Origin of the sequence: Spirosoma aerolatum (genome assembly GCF_002056795.1) — a bacterium.
Classification (GTDB): domain Bacteria; phylum Bacteroidota; class Bacteroidia; order Cytophagales; family Spirosomataceae; genus Spirosoma; species Spirosoma aerolatum.
This window is the reverse complement of record NZ_CP020104.1, coordinates 6490555-6505771: the sequence shown is the minus strand read 5'-3', so window position 1 is coordinate 6505771 and position 15217 is coordinate 6490555. Positions and strand designations below refer to the sequence as shown.

Sequence of the window (15217 nt, the reverse complement as noted above, 5' to 3'; positions counted from 1 at the left end):
TTGCGGATTTGTTCGTCTTACTTCTTCACGATAGGTAAACGAATTTGGGATGGATATTGTGCCGAATGGAACACTTGATTGTGAGCTACAACAGCCTTGGTTTCGTCGTAGTTATTGCCACCTGTATTGAGGTTTCGATCAAATCGGGGAAAGTTACTACTCGATATTTCAACCCGAATCCGGTGCCCCGGTGCAAAATAATTACTGGTCGACATCGGGCTTAGGGCGAGTTTGTAAATTTTTCCTTTGTCCATCCAGACTTCTTTGTCGAACCCTTCACGATAACGAGCCCGCAGTATGGTTTCGTCCAGATTGTAGGCTTTGCCGTCGGGGTATACATCAATCAGCTTAACGGTAAAATCGGTGTCTTTTGCATCAGACGAAACATAGAGTGTCGATTCGATAGATCCCGTTACTTCAATGCCATCGGCAAACGGTTCGGTGGTATAGACCAGAATATCCTGGCGGGTTTCCATCTGATGCTGATCGAACGACCCACCCTGTACGGAATTACCCGCGCAGCAGACATTGCCGCCGTAAGATGGCACCGGATACATCGGATCGTAGGTGAAGGCGTCGGGTTTCTCGTCTTTGCCAAGGGGCTTTGTGATTAGCTTGCCATCGCCGTATAAACTGTTTGCCCGTCCGTTGCTGGAAAGGTAATAGGTCGTCAGTTCAGCATTGGCTGGAGGCCAGGTGTCGGCCGTTTGCCACTTGTTCGAGCCCATCGTATAATAGCGGACGTGCGGAGTCTTTTTCAATACATCGTTGTTTTCGCTTTTGAGCCAATAATCGAACCAGCCATAAATCAGACCGTCATAGTCCAGCCGGGCATCGCCAACACTACGTTCGCCTACTACGGTGTTTTCGGTGGCGCGTTTGTAAGCGCAATGCAGGGTCGGAGCAATCACTAAATACTGATTGTCGCGCACCTGTGGATCGGTTGCGTTTTTTCGAACGTGATTGAACAGCGCCAGATTTGGCCCAGTCGAAACATCATACCAGGAAGCAAACCAGAAACTCGGCACGCCAAACGGCATGTTATCATGGTATAGCCCCCCTTTATACCAGTCGGGATCGTTCGGTTTGCGAACGATCATTTTCTCGTAAACGCCCTTCTGACCATTCACATTTTTGATGATGTCCTGGACGGGTAAATGCTTCAGGCCTTGCGCCCAATCGACGCGGGGCATTTCGGGAGCTAAGTCATAAAAGCGCGATACACGGGTTAGGTCGTCACTGGTAGCGGTTTTTGGGAAGAGTGGCCGGGCAAACAAATCAGTTTGTGTACCATATAGCCAGGTTGTAAACAGCATTTGCTGAGCACCGCCCCGGTACCAGTTGCCCTGCTCATAAAACGACCCTACCCGCCCTACGCCAGCGCCAAAGCCCATCGGAACCATGGCGGCATGTGCTGGGTGATCCAGAGCCGCTACCGCCATTTGCCATTCGGCTGTGGATGAGCAGCCGTAGGTGCCAATCTTCCCATTCGACCAGGGTTGTTTGGCCATCCAGCTAAAGGCATCATACCCATCGGTTGTTGGTGGGCCAAGAATATCCCATTCGCCTTCGGAGAAAAACTTACCCCGTTCATTCTGAACAACATACGCGTAGCCTCGTTTTACGGCATCCAGAGCCGCCTGATACGAGTTTTGCCGTTGTTCGCCATCGCCCCAGGCGTTGAAGTTATAAGGCGTTTTGGAGAAAATAATTGGGACTTTTTGATCGGTTTTAGGCCGATAAATGTCGGTAGCGAGCCGGATGCCATCGCGCATGGGCATCATCACTTTCTGCTCGATGATGGCAATTTCCTGAAGTTTTTTGAAAAGGTCTTCCTGCGGGGCCTGAGCCAGACAAATGTGACCGATCAGGAAAGTGAGTAATAGGCTTGTCAAAGAGGAGTACTGTTTCATTCAGCCATTGTTAGTTAAGAAGAGAAGCAATCGAATTGGTTGAATTAGCGCATTTATAGCCATAAAACAAAGCAGCGTAGCCTCAAAAGCCACGCTGCTTACCGAATTTGCATATTGCACGACCAACCATTAACTCCCTACTGTATTGTGGTGATGTTTATGGTGTTTTCTCACAGGATGGTTCTCCGCTGTAGGGGATAATTGCCAGGTTGTCTCATGCTGCGTTTTATAATTTCGGTTGACGAGGCTACTCGTCGATGCATTGGAAGCTAAGCTACCAATGGCCAGATTGGGTTCGGCTATTGAATGTTTGTAATCGGCTATTCTGGTATTGTAATGAGCCCAGGTAGTGCTCGTAATTGCTGACTGATCCTGCCATTTGGAAGAATACACCTGCTTGTAATTACGACTTGAATAGATCGGATTATTGCGAGGCTGGCCTATTCCCGGACTGGCCGAACAAATAGGCGCTATAGTCGCCGATAGGCTCATAAAAAAGAGCGAAGCACAAATCGTTTTCATAGCATTTCTGAGGTTTGTTGTTGACTGAATTATTGGGTAATCCCTTAAACCTCAGAAGGCTTATTTCGTTTTTTCGAAAAGCCCGTCTGCCCGTGAATTAAATCAAAATTTAATGCTGAATGGCTTATGACTTTTGGGCCCAGCTATTCATCTGCGTTTGGCTTTTAATTAGTTCAGAAAGGGAATCATTTAGGTTGATTAGGGAGAAAACTACGTCGACAACTGTATATTTTGGAAACGGATCAACAAAAGTATGGAAACGATAATGGTGGAAATTCTTAACCAGAAGGCCTATAAGCTACTAGAAGATTTGGCTGATCTTAACATAATTCGGTTGCATGAACCAGCAGGTTCTGCCCGAACGTTGGTTGAGCGTAAGTTTGGTTTCGCCAAATATATAATCGGTCGAATTAGTGATGATTTTAACGAACCACTGAACGAGTTTACTGACTATATGCCGTGACTAATCCCATATTGATTGATACGCACATATTACTTAGGTTCGCTGCTACCGAAGCAAGGATTCCAATTCCTGGATATCGAACCGAGTGATTTGCATACACTTTATACATTGCCAATGCACCACGGTGATCCATTTGACCGAATGATTATTGCTCAAGCCATTGCCCGCTCATGGCCTGTTGTTTCAGACGGTGGGAAATTCAATCAGTATCCGGTTAACTTAATAGTTGGTTAAAATCATTTTATACGTAACTGTATAAACCAATTACAACTGCGCCAGCAGGTACAGTACTGCCATCCGAACCGCTACACCGTTTTCGACCTGGTCGAGAATGATGCTGTGCGCCGAATCTGCGGCATCGGAAGTAAGTTCGACGCCCCGGTTGATGGGACCGGGATGCATCAGTACGATAGGTCGGTCGAGGTCGTCGAGCATCTGTTTGGAGATGCCGAAAAACAGCGAGTATTCCCGAAGTGAAGGAAAATATTTGATTTGCTGCCGTTCTAACTGAATGCGTAGTACGTTGGCTACATCGCACCAGGCCAGTGCTGCCCGAACATCATGCCCGACTTTTACGCCTAGTGCTTCAATGTATTTAGGAATCAGTGTTTTGGGGCCGCAAACCATTACCTCGGCGCCCTGTTTTTGCAAACAGAAAATGTTGGACAGTGCTACGCGGGAGTGCGTAATATCGCCAATGATCGCTATGCGTTTTCCGGCTACATCGCCCAGTTTTTCGCGGATCGAAAAGGAGTCGAGCAGGGCTTGCGTAGGGTGCTCGTGGGTGCCATCGCCCGCGTTGACGACATTGGCTTTGATGTGCCGGGTCAGGTAATGAGGAGCACCGGGGCTGCTGTGCCGCATCACCACCATATCGACCTTCATGGCCAGAATGTTATTGACCGTATCTAGTAGAGTTTCGCCTTTTTTGACCGAACTCCCCGACGCCGAAAAATTGACCACATCGGCCGAGAGTCTTTTTTCGGCCAGCTCAAACGAGAGTCGCGTACGGGTCGAATTTTCGAAAAAAACGTTGGCAATCGTCACATCGCGCAGGGACGGGACTTTTTTGATCGGTCGATTGATGACTTCCTTAAACTGACTGGCCGTTTCCAGAATGAGCTGAATATCAGACTCGGTCAGGTCTTTGATGCCCACCAAATGGCGGACGCTGAGCGATTGGGCCATGCGATTGATACGGGTAAAAATCGGGCAAAGATAAGGCTCATGTCCGTAAACCGAATCGTATTAGCCACATTGCCGCCTACTTCTCTGCAAGAAATTCAGTAATCGGTTGATTACCAGATTTATTTGGGCACGGATTTCACTGCTGGGTAATCCTGGCGCGTATGCCCGCTACAGCCTCTTCATAGGAAGCCCCGATAGGAATTTGTTTGCCTGCTATCGTAAGCTCCTGGCGACCGATTTTATCAATTTTATGAATGGCAATCAGATAAGAACGATGAACCCGGACAAATTGATCCGCAGGCAAAAGTTGCTGAAGCTCGGTCATGGTTTGTCGGCTCAGGAGCTTTCGGGTTTTAAGTACAAACGTCAGGTAGTTTCCATCGGCTTCAATGTATAAAATATCCTCCAGCATAACCTTTTCTTCGTCATACCCTGTTTTGATGAACAGAAATGCCGGTTCTATGCCGATGCGTGCGGTTTTATGCTCCAGCGCCTTATTGCAGGCTTTCAAAAACCGTGTCAGTGGAAACGGTTTTAACAGATAGTCGACTGCGTCCAGATTGAAGCCTTCAACGGCATAGCTCGAATAGGCGGTTGTGAAGATAATCATTGGTACTCTAGACAGGCACTTGACCACATCAATACCGGAAATGTCGGGCATTTTAATGTCCAGAAAGAGCAAGTCCACTTTATAGGTCTGTAGCCAGGTAATAGCTTCGAACGCGTCGGTAAACGTGGCTTTCAGGTCCAAAAAACTTATCCGGGCGGCATGTAGCCGGATCACTTCCAGCGCCTGTGGTTCGTCGTCGATAGCGATTGCGGTTAACGTCATAAGGCCAGATTTGCTTTCACGAACAAAGTAACATTCGATTCATGACAGAGCACATACCTGATTTGGTTCCCAAACAGTTTTCTCCTAACGATATTGCCTTTGCTCATGAGTTGCCGAAGGTAGTCCGGACGGTTGCGAAGTATGCATTTTCTAACTAAAGCGGCTAGTTTTTTAGAGGCTATATAAATCAGTTTTTTTGCAATCGGCTTAAAACCAGTCCAATTGTACGTATGGAAGAGGTTGCCTGTTTGGTCGATAAGTATACTCATGTTCTGATTTGTGCTGGGTATACTTACGACACCCTGGTCCGTTTTAGCATAGCTGTAAGTACGACTTGTATACCCGATGTGGGTACGCCCAGGGCCTAAGTAAACGGCTGTCGGGAAAAGTGGTATTAAACGGGTTTCGCCCTCAGGGGATTTTTGCTCAACGGCTGGTGAGGGCGTTTGGCCGATTACGACTTTGGCAACCAGTAACATCAAAAGTAGGGCAACCGCGAGTTGTCGCATGATGATCGGAGATTTAATGGTACCAGAATAAATGATTCATTCTTGGGAAGTTGATGTGAAGAGGCTACCAGAAAACCAGCGTGAGCCCTACAAAATAGTCCTGTTCCGACTGCTGAATGGTAAGCTGGTGCCGACCGGGATAAATCAACTCCAGCCGTTTCCGAACATTGTCGAGTCCCAATCCCGACTGTTCATCTTCGGGATCATTCGCGTGTTTTGGATGCAGGGAGTTATGAACTTTGAAATACAGATGGGTAGCGTCGAGGGTGAGGGTAATGTAAATCCACGACGGATGGCGAAGGCTGATGCCATGTTTAAAGGCATTTTCGACGAACGGAACCAGCATCATAGGCGCCAGATAGATCTCGCGTTCAGGCTCCTGAATCGTCACCCGAATTTCGATGTTGTGCGATTCATCCAGACGCATCCGCTGCAACTGAATATAATCTTGCAGATAGGCAATTTCTTTGCTTAGGGGAATCCGTTCACGATTATTTTCCTGGAGCATAAACCGCATCATATCACCCAGCTTCTGAATACCATCGGCTGTTTTTTCGCTATTTTCTTTCAATGCAGTAGCATACAGACTGTTGAGGGCATTGAACAGAAAATGCGGATTGATCTGGGCCCGAAGGCTGGCCAGTTCGGCAGCTTTCGAGGATACCTGCGTTTGTAGTACGGTTTTTTCAGTCGAAAATGTTTCTCGCAGATAGGCTATGGAAAAAGAACCCACGTAACTGACCAGCAGAAACAGAACAATATTGCCAAAGTAATGGAATGAGGCCGAAGCAAACCAGACGAGTAGTGGCCCTGCCAGACCAAGCAGGACATAAATAAGCAGATGGTAAGGGAAGGCGGGCGAAGGGGTGCGAAGATTGGGAAGAATGTATCTGAAACAATAAATATGCAGGAAATAGACCTGGATAAATAAGGTCAGTAGGGTGAGCGTATTCTGTAGATGGAATTGCCATAATGTAGGAGGGAGGTTACCATCCAATGCGAAACTAAGCAGAAACAGACCAACTCCGCCCAGGAATACGTAACTAAGTGGTCGTAAATAGCGCTGCGTTTCCTGCTCTATTTTCTGGTTCAGGAATGAATAGAACTGAAAAACCAATTCGTAGGCTAGCAGAACAATCCCGAGTCCAATGGTATCGGCCAGAACCGTACGCTTTCGGTATAGAGAATAAACTTTCAGCCCGATGATCTGCTGCAGGGTATCATGTCGAAAACGGACGTACTGCTTAAGATAATGATAGCTGAACGCGCTGGCAAACAGTAGTAAGGCCGTTTGCAAGAGATATATCCATCCCTTTTGATCCTGAAGGGATAAACTTAGTTGAGGATAGGCCCGCTGATGAAAACTATACCAGCCTGCCAGAAAAAAGCATATACCCGAAACCAGTGGGATGTTATTATTTAGAATGTAATTGTAGTCGCTCACGTCATGCCAGATTGTCGAAGCGGGTATACGAAGCTTTTGCACCTGCTCGATCATGCCATCGAGTCGGTGAACCTCCTGGAAAAGTCGTCGGACAACGTAAATAACCGCTATGACAATCAGGAATAGTGGTTCAAAACGGCGAAGGAAAGTAAGGTTCCACATAGAATTAAGTTTGAGCCAAAACTAGGTGGAACCGACAGGCGTGTGGGCGAAATGGGATGAACAATCCAAAAAATGGGACGAATCCGCCTGGCTATATGCGCTATTGTTTCGCAAACGGGAACAGGGGCGATTCGATGTGCGACTGGGTCATCAGACGGGCAAGCTCCTTCGCCTTATCGGGGTATTGAGCAGCCATATTATGCGCTTCGGCGGGATCCTTACTCAGATCGTATAATTCGACTGGCCCATTCGGGTTGTTGATGGCCTGCAATCGAACAGCTTTCCAGTTTCCCTGCCGAACGGCCTGCCGACCGCCATTTTCGTGAAATTCCCAATACAGAAAATCATGCTTTTTCTGAACACCCCGGCCCGTAAGGGTGGGAACAAACGAAAGCCCATCAATAAGTTTTGGAATCCTGGCTCCGGCCAATTGCGCGAACGTAGGCAACAAATCCCAGAACGCTCCGATGTAGTCGCTTTTTGAGCCCGATTGAATGGTGCCCGGCCAGCGTGCAAAAAACGGTTCGCGGATGCCGCCTTCATACAAATCCCGTTTGACACCGCGCAGATTTCCACCACTGTTAAAAAAGGCCGGGTCGGCTCCGCCTTCAGTGTGTGGACCATTGTCGCTCGTAAAAATGACCAGCGTGTTTTGATCGAGCCCTTTTTCTTTAAGCTTAGCCATTACCTGACCAACGTATAGATCCAACCGGGCCACCATAGCCGCAAACGTAGCGCGGGGATACTCCTGCGATGTATAGCCTCCTGTTTTTGCATTGGGGCCGTAATCGGCTCCCTTATACGGTTTTTCAGGAAACTTGCCTTTGTAATAAGCCAGCAGGCTATCGTTGGGCACCAACAATTCAGCATGGGGTAGAATATAAGGCAGAAATAGAAAGAACGGCTGCTTGCCGTCACGATCATCCAGAAAACGTAGCGTCTGTTTCTGAATCAGGTCGGGAGCGTACTGGTTTGCCTGCCGTAGCTGTTCATTTCCTGGTAATGCGATCTTTTGGGCATTGTCCCACAAATGGTCGGGGTAATAGCGGTGCGCCAGCGCCTGACAGTTGTAGCCATAAAATCGGTCAAAGCCCTGCCTGTTAGGGTCCCCTTCTGAACCAACTGGCCCTAAACCCCATTTGCCAAAAGCCGCCGTTGCATAACCAGCCTGTCGCAGAAGTTCGGCTACGGTAGTAACTGAATCAGCAATGGGTTGCTGGCCTTCGGGTTGCACTTCTTTGTTGCCCCGAATGTACGTATGCCCCGTATGCTTTCCGGTTAAAAGGGATGACCGTGAAGGAGCACAGACCGACGTACCCGCATAAAACTGCGTAAACTGCATGCCTTCGCGGGCTAGTCGGTCGATGTTAGGTGTCTTTATCAAGTGCTGCCCGTTAATACCTACATCGCCGTAGCCGAGGTCGTCGGCCAGAATGAAAATGATATTCGGACGAGTTGCCGGACGGTTTTGCGCGTTAGTATAAAACGGAGCAAGAAGAAGGATTGAAAGAATATATTTTGTCATAACGGTGGGGCGGAACGTCCGCCGTTGCGGTGGAAACCCACACAGTTTATAGCTAAATGGCGAGTTATTCCCACCCGCCTTACTTGACAGGGGTAAATGTCATTTTAGGTAGCTGCATGGCATTTTCCAGGAGCCTGATTTCCAGTCGTAGAATGGCTTCTTCAGCGTTTATGTCAATTTTGTCCGAATCGTCGGTGGATTTATGGTAATCGGGGTGACCGCCCGTATGAAAAAACAGTACCGGAATCTGTTTGGCGTAAAAAGCCGCATTGTCGGAACCTCCATTTCCGGCTCGATCCGTAAAGAATTTAATGCTGCTCTCAACGCCTTTAAACACAGTGGGCCAGGCATCGCTGGTGCCATACCCGCCAATACCCACGCCCCGTTCGGGATTGTAGCGACCAATCATGTCCATGCAAATCATACAATTCATCTTTTCGAGCGGTAGCGTCGGATTGTTCAGGAAATAGCGTGATCCCTGCAACCCCAGCTCTTCTGCACCAAAGGCGATAAACAGAAAATTATACGGTTCTTTTACCTGGTTTTGGCTGAAGTAACGGGCCATTTCCAGCAGTCCGGCTACGCCCGATGCATTGTCGTCTGCTCCATTATGAATTTTGCCCTCCGGTATCGAATCCTTCGAGCTGCCCTGTCTGCCCAAACCCAGGTGGTCGTAGTGAGCGCCAATCACAATGGTATACAGTGCGCTGTTGTCCAGAAAACCAAGTACGTTTCGGGCTTCCCGAAGGCTATCCGGCACAATGACTCGCCTGACTTTGGCCGTAAAGGGCTGGTAATATCCGTCGGACCCTAAGGGGGTAAGCTTATATTTTTTGAACAGTTTTTCAACGTAGCGAGCGGCTTTTGCATTTTCGGGACTACCTGTGCCGCGTCCCTGCATCTTGTCGGATGCCAGGTAGCGGATGTGTTGATCAATTTGTGTTGCCGATGGTTCCTGCCCGAACAGCGATGTTGCCAGTAAAAGCAGTGGAAAAAAAAGATAGAATTTCATAAATACTTTTTAAGCGTACCTGACTAGGCTGGCCAGATAAATTAGTAATGGTATTGGTACAACTAGGTTAACAAGAGCAATCATCTTTATTCCAGTACAACGCATCCGTAGGCCGGTATCTGAACCCGATCTTTGCTGAGCTGACTACCCGGTACGGTGTCGAAAACGATCTGATGGCACCAGTACTCATCGGGCGATAGCACAACGTTAATGGGGTCTTTGGTTAGGTTATGAATCACCAGAACACGTGGCCCATTTTCCAGATAGCGGATAAAGGCAACCGTACCTTTCTGGCGAATGCCCGATTGCTTTAACCGGCTCAGGTTGTTATTCAGCACCGAATGACTGTTTCGGTACTGAATCAGTCGTTTGTAATGGGCGAACAACGAGTCTGGGTCGATTCTCTGCTGGGCCAGAGGACGAATGCTTCGGCTGGTGCTGTAGCGCCCGCGTCGCCAGTAGGTGCGCTGCTTATCTCGATCACGCGTATCCCAAAGGAACGGTTCCCGGATATTTTCGTCGGGCTTTACGCCCCGCATGCCAATTTCCTCGCCATAATACAGATAGGGCAGACCCGGCAAGGTTAGCAGCAGACTGGCCGCCACTTTCAGATGGTTCAGGTTACCCTTCAGCAAACTGCCGATCCGGTTCTGATCGTGGTTCGACAAGATGAGGGCATCGATAAACTGTGGGTTTACATGGCCGAAAGCGGCATGAACATAGGCCAGAAACTGAATCATATCCTCAGTATCGTCTTCCTGGCGAACAATTTCTTCAATCATCAGCCGAAGATCGAAATTGAAATTGGCTTTCAGACCCCGATAATACGGGGCAATGCGTTCGGGCCGCGTCCAGACTTCGCCTACAGTGTAAGCACCCGGCTTGGCTGCTTCGACCTTCCGGCCAAACTCCTCCCAGAAATCGTGGTTTTTTGTTTCCTCGTAATCGCGATAGAGGTGTCGGGCTGCATCGAGCCGAAAGCCATCTACACCGATATCATTGAGCCAGTAACGCACAATGTTAAAAACTTCGTTGCGCACGGGTTGGTGATCGAAATTCAGGTCGGGCATTCCCTGCCAGAACATTCCATAGTATTTCTCGGGGTATCTGGCCCCTGCTACCGAATGCCAGGGGTTCCGCTCGTCGGAATCGGCCGTAATATCGCGCGTGGCCAGATTACGCGCTTTAATCTCTTCGGGGCGAAGCCATTTGTAGAAATTCCAGTACGGGTTGTGAGGGCCTTTTGCTGCCTCCCGAAACCACGGATGCTGTATGCTGGTATGATGTAAAACCAGGTCGATAATGATCGCAATACCCCGCTGATGGGCTTCCTGAATCAGTCGTTTGAAATCATCCAGCGTACCATATTCCGGATCGATGCCATAATAGTCCGTAACGTCGTATTTGTGGTAACTGGGCGATGGACTAATGGGCATGAGCCAGATGGCCGAAATGCCCAGATCTTTCAGATAATCAAGGTTGGCCGTAAGGCCATTAAGATCGCCAATGCCGTCGCTGTTAGAGTCAGCAAACGACCGGACGAAAATTTCATAATGAACGCCAGTATGGCCAATAGGGAGATGCATAAAGAGTGAATCGAAGCGGAAGAGTGAAAGAGCGAAATACTGACGCAAGCTACTGTTCGCTCTTTCACTCTTTCGCCCTTTCACTCTTTAAAAATCGTTTCAATGCCTGATAAACGCGGTGCGTAGGCAATCCCATTACGGTATAAAAAGAGCCTTCCAGCCGCTCAATACCAACCAGTCCGATAAAATCCTGAGCGCCGTAAGAACCAGCTTTATCGAAAGGGTGGCAGGTCCGGATGTAATACACGATTTCGTCGTCGGATAAGTTGGCAAACTGCACAATGGTTTCGTCTGTAAATGACGTCAGCCCGTCGGGCGATAGAATCGCAACGCCTGTCCGAACGCGGTGGGTGCGCCCAGCCAGGCTACGTAGCATCCGCTGTGCATCCGCTTCATCCTGGGGTTTGTTCAGAATCTGATCATCCAGAATAACGACCGTATCGGCACACAGAATGATTCGATTGCCTAAATCAGCCTGGAATTGAGTAGCTTTCTCACGGGCCAGATATTCAGCTACCTCATCGACGGGCATAGTTGCCGGAAAAAATTCGTCGGTTGGTCGGGTTTCGATGGTAAATGAGAAACCAGCATCGGTCATGAGTTGCTTCCGTCGGGGTGAACCGGATGCCAGTACAAGGGGATAAACTAATTGCATTTGCAACGGTCAAACAATGAATGATGAACAATAAAGCGAATTTCGGGCTATAATCGCACATCGTATACTATTAATCGTAATTCCTTTGACAATTCGCCCTGCTACGCTGGCCGATGCGGCCCTGCTTACTGATATGTCGGCGGTGACTATGCGTGATACGTTTGGACCGCCATACAACGCTGCCGAACTGGTTGAGGAATATATCCAGTCGGCCTTTTCATTGCCGATTATAGAAGCTGAGTTAGCTGATCCTAAGTCGTTTTTCTTTGTAATGGAAACACCTGATGGACAACCCGTCGGGTACGCTAAACTCCGCCGTGGCCGCCCTCCTCGCCGAATGATGGATCGGAACGCCATCGAAATTCAGCGTATTTATCTGTTACAAACGCAACTTGGGCAAGGCCAGGGACGTATACTCATGCAGCATTGTCTCGACTGGGCGCGTATTCAGGGGTATACATCCGTCTGGCTGGGGGTATGGGAGCGTAACGTACGGGCTATAGCGTTCTACCAGAAAATGGGCTTCGAGCGGCTGGGCTTCCATTATTTTCAGTTTGGCTCCGAGCGTCAGCGGGATTACTGGCTTCAAAAACAGTTGACTACTTAGTTGGTTAATTGGTAGGTTAATGGAACTGATCGTTGATTTAAGTTGACCAACGGGTCAATTGTAGTCCCGATTGATCTGAAACTTGAAATGGCTTGTCTACGTATGTATGTTGTAGTTGAGTTTTAATTGGATTATAATTAGAAAATATAGCCTTAAGCGTTCTTGGTCAGGAGTTATCGGTATTAAACTATTTTGGCTCATCATACTCTAAGTACTAGATCTTTAGTCCATGTATCAGGTATATCCGAACAGATATGTAGTTAGGCTACGCTGTATTGCAGTGTGCCTGATGCTATTTGCCGGATGTATGGTAGAGGTAAAGGCGCAGCAGGATACCAATCGGCAACGGACAGACAGCACCCGGTTCCGATTGAATCCAGACCGGGTTCGGGTAGATACCCTGCAACCTAAATCGATACAATATGGGCCTACCGACTCGCTGATGGCCATTAAGTTAACCGCCGTTACAGACAGCTCACTCCTGCGAGATAGCATTTTTTATAGCCGCCTAAAAGAACGGATGTACCGGCATCGGCTGACTCGCCAGTTATACGATGCTGTTTTTCAGGATGTATACAACAGCCGCCTACAAACGGGAGAAGTTAATCAGATTGAAACCAATCCATTCAAACCTTTTGAAGGACGGATTATCGGGAACATCTATATTCGTCGGTTGAGTGTATTCGGCCAGACGGTGTATGATACACTGCGTCAGCCTGGAAACTGGATAGAACGATTGGGGGGGCGTTTGCATACCAACACACGTGAGCATGTCATTCGGCGATCATACCTGCTTTTTCAACAGGGCGATGTGGTCAACCCCACCGTGTTGCGCGATAACGAGCGGCTCCTGCGAACCACATCAATTTTTCATGATGCCCGTATTTTAATCGTCCCTCGTGCCGGAAGCCGCCAGTTTGTTGATGTCTATGTAATTACGCAGGATGTCTGGTCGCTATTGCCTATTGGCGGTTTTGGTGGTTTTCAGAACTTTAGTATTGGGTTTAACCAGTTGAATTTTAGAGGTTTGGGACATCAGCTTTGGACTCAGGTAGCTTATAACGGAACAGACCCCCGCCAAACGATGGAATATCAGGCACATTATAAGGTGCCGTTCATTGCAAAAACATTCCTGACAGCGCAGGCTGATCTGTTATATCTACGCGACCTTAAACAGATATCTGCCAAAATTTATCGCCCTTTTCTGACACCCGATACCAAATATGCCGGATCGATTGAGCTAAACCACACGCAGGTGAATAATCGGCTGATTACGCGTAACGATACAGTGCTCTTTGTGCCTCTTTCCTACAACTATACCGATGTCTGGATTGGGCGGTCGTTTCGACTGTTTTACCGGGAAAACGATAATGATATTGAAAAGAAAGGTCGTTCACGACTCATCATTGCTCTGCGGAATACGGATTATTCTTATAGCCGACGACCTACGGTAACGGCCGATACCAACCAGATTTACCAGGACAGTCGTACAACTTTATTCAGTGTTGGCTACTCTCGTCGTAAGTATGTTCGCGATGTGTTGATTTATGGATTCGGACGTACTGAGGACGTTCCTACGGGCGAATCGATTGCCCTTATTACTGGATTCGATGATGCTGAACTGGGCCGACGGAAGTACATGGGCCTGAATTTTTCGCAGGGTAATTATGTGCGGCAGATGGGGTATCTTTATGGGTTGGTCAGCCTGGGGGGATACATTCGGTCCAATAGAATCGAGCAGGGGGTTTTTTCGCTTGAATCCAACTACTTCAGTCCCCTGATAAAAAGCCGTTGGGGAAATATGCGTCACTTCTTCAATACACGCTACACAACTGGGATCAGTCGATTCGCTAATGAATATATCTCGTTGGGCAGTACGGGTAGCGGAATAAATACCGACGGCATTGGTGTCAATAGCGATGCGCTCATTGGCACCAAGCGGTGGTTCATTAATTACGAGAATATTCTATTCTCTAAACTTAATCTGATTGGTTTCCGGGTGGCATTCATCACGTTTGTTAACCTTGGGCTGGTCAGTTTTCCTGATCGTCCGTTGTTGAGCGGACCGCTTTACCAAGGATACGGGATTGGCTTTCGGCTCCGTAATGAAAACCTGACGTTCAATAGCTTCCAGATCCGATTAGCCTATTATCCGAACATTCCTAATAATACAATACCCTTTCGTCAGGTATTTGAAGGTGTGCCTACATTACGATTCCGGGACTTTGATTTATCCGCTCCTCAAATCATCCCGTATCAATAATGAATTTATTTGTATTTAATGTTGTTACATTTAATACAAATACTTTATCTTTGTGGCATGTCCATCGAAACTGACATCAAGCAAACAACGCCATTTAAAACCCCATATCATCGGGTTATGGTGAACTTGTTCTATACAAGCAATTGGGTAACAGCGGCTCAGACCAAATTGCTGAAACCATCGGGGCTGACTTTACAGCAATATAATGTGTTGCGCATCTTACGCGGACAGTACCCTTCGCCCGTAAAAGTGAGCGACATTACTGAGCGTATGCTCGATAAAATGTCGAATGCATCCCGGCTGGTCGATAAGCTGGTTGCTAAAAAATTAGTCTTGCGCACGGAGTGCCCCAGTGACCGACGGGCAGTTGATGTCGTCATTACTGAAAAAGGGCTTGAGTTGCTCAAACAATTGGATACACATCAAAATGAGTGGGATCAGCAACAACGCTGTAAACTCACCGAAGATGAGGCCGTACACCTAAGCCAATTGTTGGATAAGCTTCGGGGCTAACGAAATCACTTGTCTACTTTACT

15 protein-coding genes are annotated in these 15217 nt (G+C 48.0%); 5 read left to right on the top strand and 10 right to left on the bottom strand.

The window, feature by feature from the left end; genetic code table 11:
* Positions 1 to 17: 17 nt before the first annotated feature.
* Positions 18 to 1913, bottom strand: a complete 1896-nt coding sequence (locus B5M13_RS27090; protein ID WP_080058647.1) for a CocE/NonD family hydrolase — start codon at positions 1911 to 1913, stop codon at positions 18 to 20.
* Positions 1914 to 2042: 129 nt separating this feature from the next.
* Positions 2043 to 2435, bottom strand: coding sequence for a hypothetical protein (locus tag B5M13_RS27085; RefSeq protein ID WP_080058646.1), 393 nt, complete (start codon positions 2433 to 2435; stop codon positions 2043 to 2045).
* 253 nt (positions 2436 to 2688) lie between these two features.
* On the opposite strand from B5M13_RS27085, the gene B5M13_RS27080 reads away from it, so the two are divergent.
* On the top strand, positions 2689 to 2898 hold the full coding sequence (locus B5M13_RS27080; protein WP_080058645.1) for a hypothetical protein: 210 nt from the start codon (positions 2689 to 2691) through the stop codon (positions 2896 to 2898).
* Between the two features lie 15 nt (positions 2899 to 2913).
* Positions 2914 to 3132 carry a PIN domain-containing protein gene (locus B5M13_RS34680; RefSeq protein ID WP_394334302.1) on the top strand — a complete coding sequence of 73 codons (219 nt, stop codon included), beginning with the start codon at positions 2914 to 2916 and terminating at the stop codon, positions 3130 to 3132.
* A 30-nt stretch (positions 3133 to 3162) separates the two neighbouring features.
* Here the strand turns inward: B5M13_RS34680 and B5M13_RS27075 are convergent, their stop codons facing one another.
* The 8 genes from B5M13_RS27075 to B5M13_RS27040 form a co-directional block, all read right to left on the bottom strand.
* On the bottom strand, positions 3163 to 4086 hold the full coding sequence (locus B5M13_RS27075) for an aspartate carbamoyltransferase catalytic subunit (RefSeq protein ID WP_080058644.1): 924 nt from the start codon (positions 4084 to 4086) through the stop codon (positions 3163 to 3165).
* A gap of 136 nt (positions 4087 to 4222) precedes the next feature.
* On the bottom strand, positions 4223 to 4918 hold the full coding sequence (locus B5M13_RS27070) for a LytR/AlgR family response regulator transcription factor (RefSeq protein WP_080058643.1): 696 nt from the start codon (positions 4916 to 4918) through the stop codon (positions 4223 to 4225).
* Entirely contained in the window at positions 4915 to 5427 is a 513-nt protein-coding gene (locus B5M13_RS27065) for a hypothetical protein (protein ID WP_080058642.1), read from the bottom strand. Before B5M13_RS27065 ends, B5M13_RS27070 begins: the two co-directional genes overlap by 4 nt.
* 64 nt (positions 5428 to 5491) lie before the next feature.
* Positions 5492 to 7033 carry a sensor histidine kinase gene (locus B5M13_RS27060; protein ID WP_080058641.1) on the bottom strand — a complete coding sequence of 514 codons (1542 nt, stop codon included), beginning with the start codon at positions 7031 to 7033 and terminating at the stop codon, positions 5492 to 5494.
* A 100-nt stretch (positions 7034 to 7133) separates the two neighbouring features.
* Positions 7134 to 8558, bottom strand: a complete 1425-nt coding sequence (locus tag B5M13_RS27055) for an arylsulfatase (RefSeq protein WP_080058640.1) — start codon at positions 8556 to 8558, stop codon at positions 7134 to 7136.
* Between the two features lie 79 nt (positions 8559 to 8637).
* Positions 8638 to 9570, bottom strand: a complete 933-nt coding sequence (locus B5M13_RS27050; RefSeq protein ID WP_080058639.1) for a M20/M25/M40 family metallo-hydrolase — start codon at positions 9568 to 9570, stop codon at positions 8638 to 8640.
* 86 nt (positions 9571 to 9656) lie between these two features.
* A complete protein-coding gene (locus B5M13_RS27045) occupies positions 9657 to 11156 on the bottom strand; it encodes an alpha-amylase family glycosyl hydrolase (protein WP_080058638.1) in 1500 nt (499 codons plus the stop codon).
* A 64-nt stretch (positions 11157 to 11220) separates the two neighbouring features.
* On the bottom strand, positions 11221 to 11811 hold the full coding sequence (locus B5M13_RS27040) for a Maf family protein (protein ID WP_080058637.1): 591 nt from the start codon (positions 11809 to 11811) through the stop codon (positions 11221 to 11223).
* An 85-nt stretch (positions 11812 to 11896) separates the two neighbouring features.
* On the opposite strand from B5M13_RS27040, the gene B5M13_RS27035 reads away from it, so the two are divergent.
* The 3 genes from B5M13_RS27035 (at position 11897) to B5M13_RS27025 (ending at position 15194) form a co-directional block, all read left to right on the top strand.
* Entirely contained in the window at positions 11897 to 12418 is a 522-nt protein-coding gene (locus B5M13_RS27035; RefSeq protein ID WP_080058636.1) for a GNAT family N-acetyltransferase, read from the top strand.
* A gap of 442 nt (positions 12419 to 12860) precedes the next feature.
* On the top strand, positions 12861 to 14681 hold the full coding sequence (locus tag B5M13_RS27030) for a BamA/TamA family outer membrane protein (RefSeq protein ID WP_394334324.1): 1821 nt from the start codon (positions 12861 to 12863) through the stop codon (positions 14679 to 14681).
* Between the two features lie 57 nt (positions 14682 to 14738).
* Positions 14739 to 15194: a MarR family winged helix-turn-helix transcriptional regulator gene (locus B5M13_RS27025; RefSeq protein WP_080058634.1), complete on the top strand. Its 456-nt coding sequence runs from the start codon at positions 14739 to 14741 to the stop codon at positions 15192 to 15194.
* Positions 15195 to 15217 lie beyond the last annotated feature (23 nt).

Excerpts from the sequence above, each read along its gene's own strand:
- B5M13_RS27060 (WP_080058641.1), bottom strand. The coding sequence starts at position 7,033 with ATGTGGAACCTTACTTTCCTTCGCCGTTTTGAACCACTATTCCTGATT.
- B5M13_RS27090 (WP_080058647.1), bottom strand. The coding sequence starts at position 1,913 with ATGAAACAGTACTCCTCTTTGACAAGCCTATTACTCACTTTCCTGATC.
- B5M13_RS27030 (WP_394334324.1), top strand. The coding sequence starts at position 12,861 with ATGGCCATTAAGTTAACCGCCGTTACAGACAGCTCACTCCTGCGAGAT.
- B5M13_RS27080 (WP_080058645.1), top strand. The coding sequence starts at position 2,689 with ATGGAAACGATAATGGTGGAAATTCTTAACCAGAAGGCCTATAAGCTA.
- B5M13_RS27055 (WP_080058640.1), bottom strand. The coding sequence starts at position 8,558 with ATGACAAAATATATTCTTTCAATCCTTCTTCTTGCTCCGTTTTATACT.
- B5M13_RS27065 (WP_080058642.1), bottom strand. The coding sequence starts at position 5,427 with ATGCGACAACTCGCGGTTGCCCTACTTTTGATGTTACTGGTTGCCAAA.
- B5M13_RS27045 (WP_080058638.1), bottom strand. The coding sequence starts at position 11,156 with ATGCATCTCCCTATTGGCCATACTGGCGTTCATTATGAAATTTTCGTC.
- B5M13_RS27040 (WP_080058637.1), bottom strand. The coding sequence starts at position 11,811 with ATGCAATTAGTTTATCCCCTTGTACTGGCATCCGGTTCACCCCGACGG.
- B5M13_RS27075 (WP_080058644.1), bottom strand. The coding sequence starts at position 4,086 with ATGGCCCAATCGCTCAGCGTCCGCCATTTGGTGGGCATCAAAGACCTG.
- B5M13_RS27025 (WP_080058634.1), top strand. The coding sequence starts at position 14,739 with ATGTCCATCGAAACTGACATCAAGCAAACAACGCCATTTAAAACCCCA.
- B5M13_RS27050 (WP_080058639.1), bottom strand. The coding sequence starts at position 9,570 with ATGAAATTCTATCTTTTTTTTCCACTGCTTTTACTGGCAACATCGCTG.
- B5M13_RS27085 (WP_080058646.1), bottom strand. The coding sequence starts at position 2,435 with ATGAAAACGATTTGTGCTTCGCTCTTTTTTATGAGCCTATCGGCGACT.
- B5M13_RS27070 (WP_080058643.1), bottom strand. The coding sequence starts at position 4,918 with ATGACGTTAACCGCAATCGCTATCGACGACGAACCACAGGCGCTGGAA.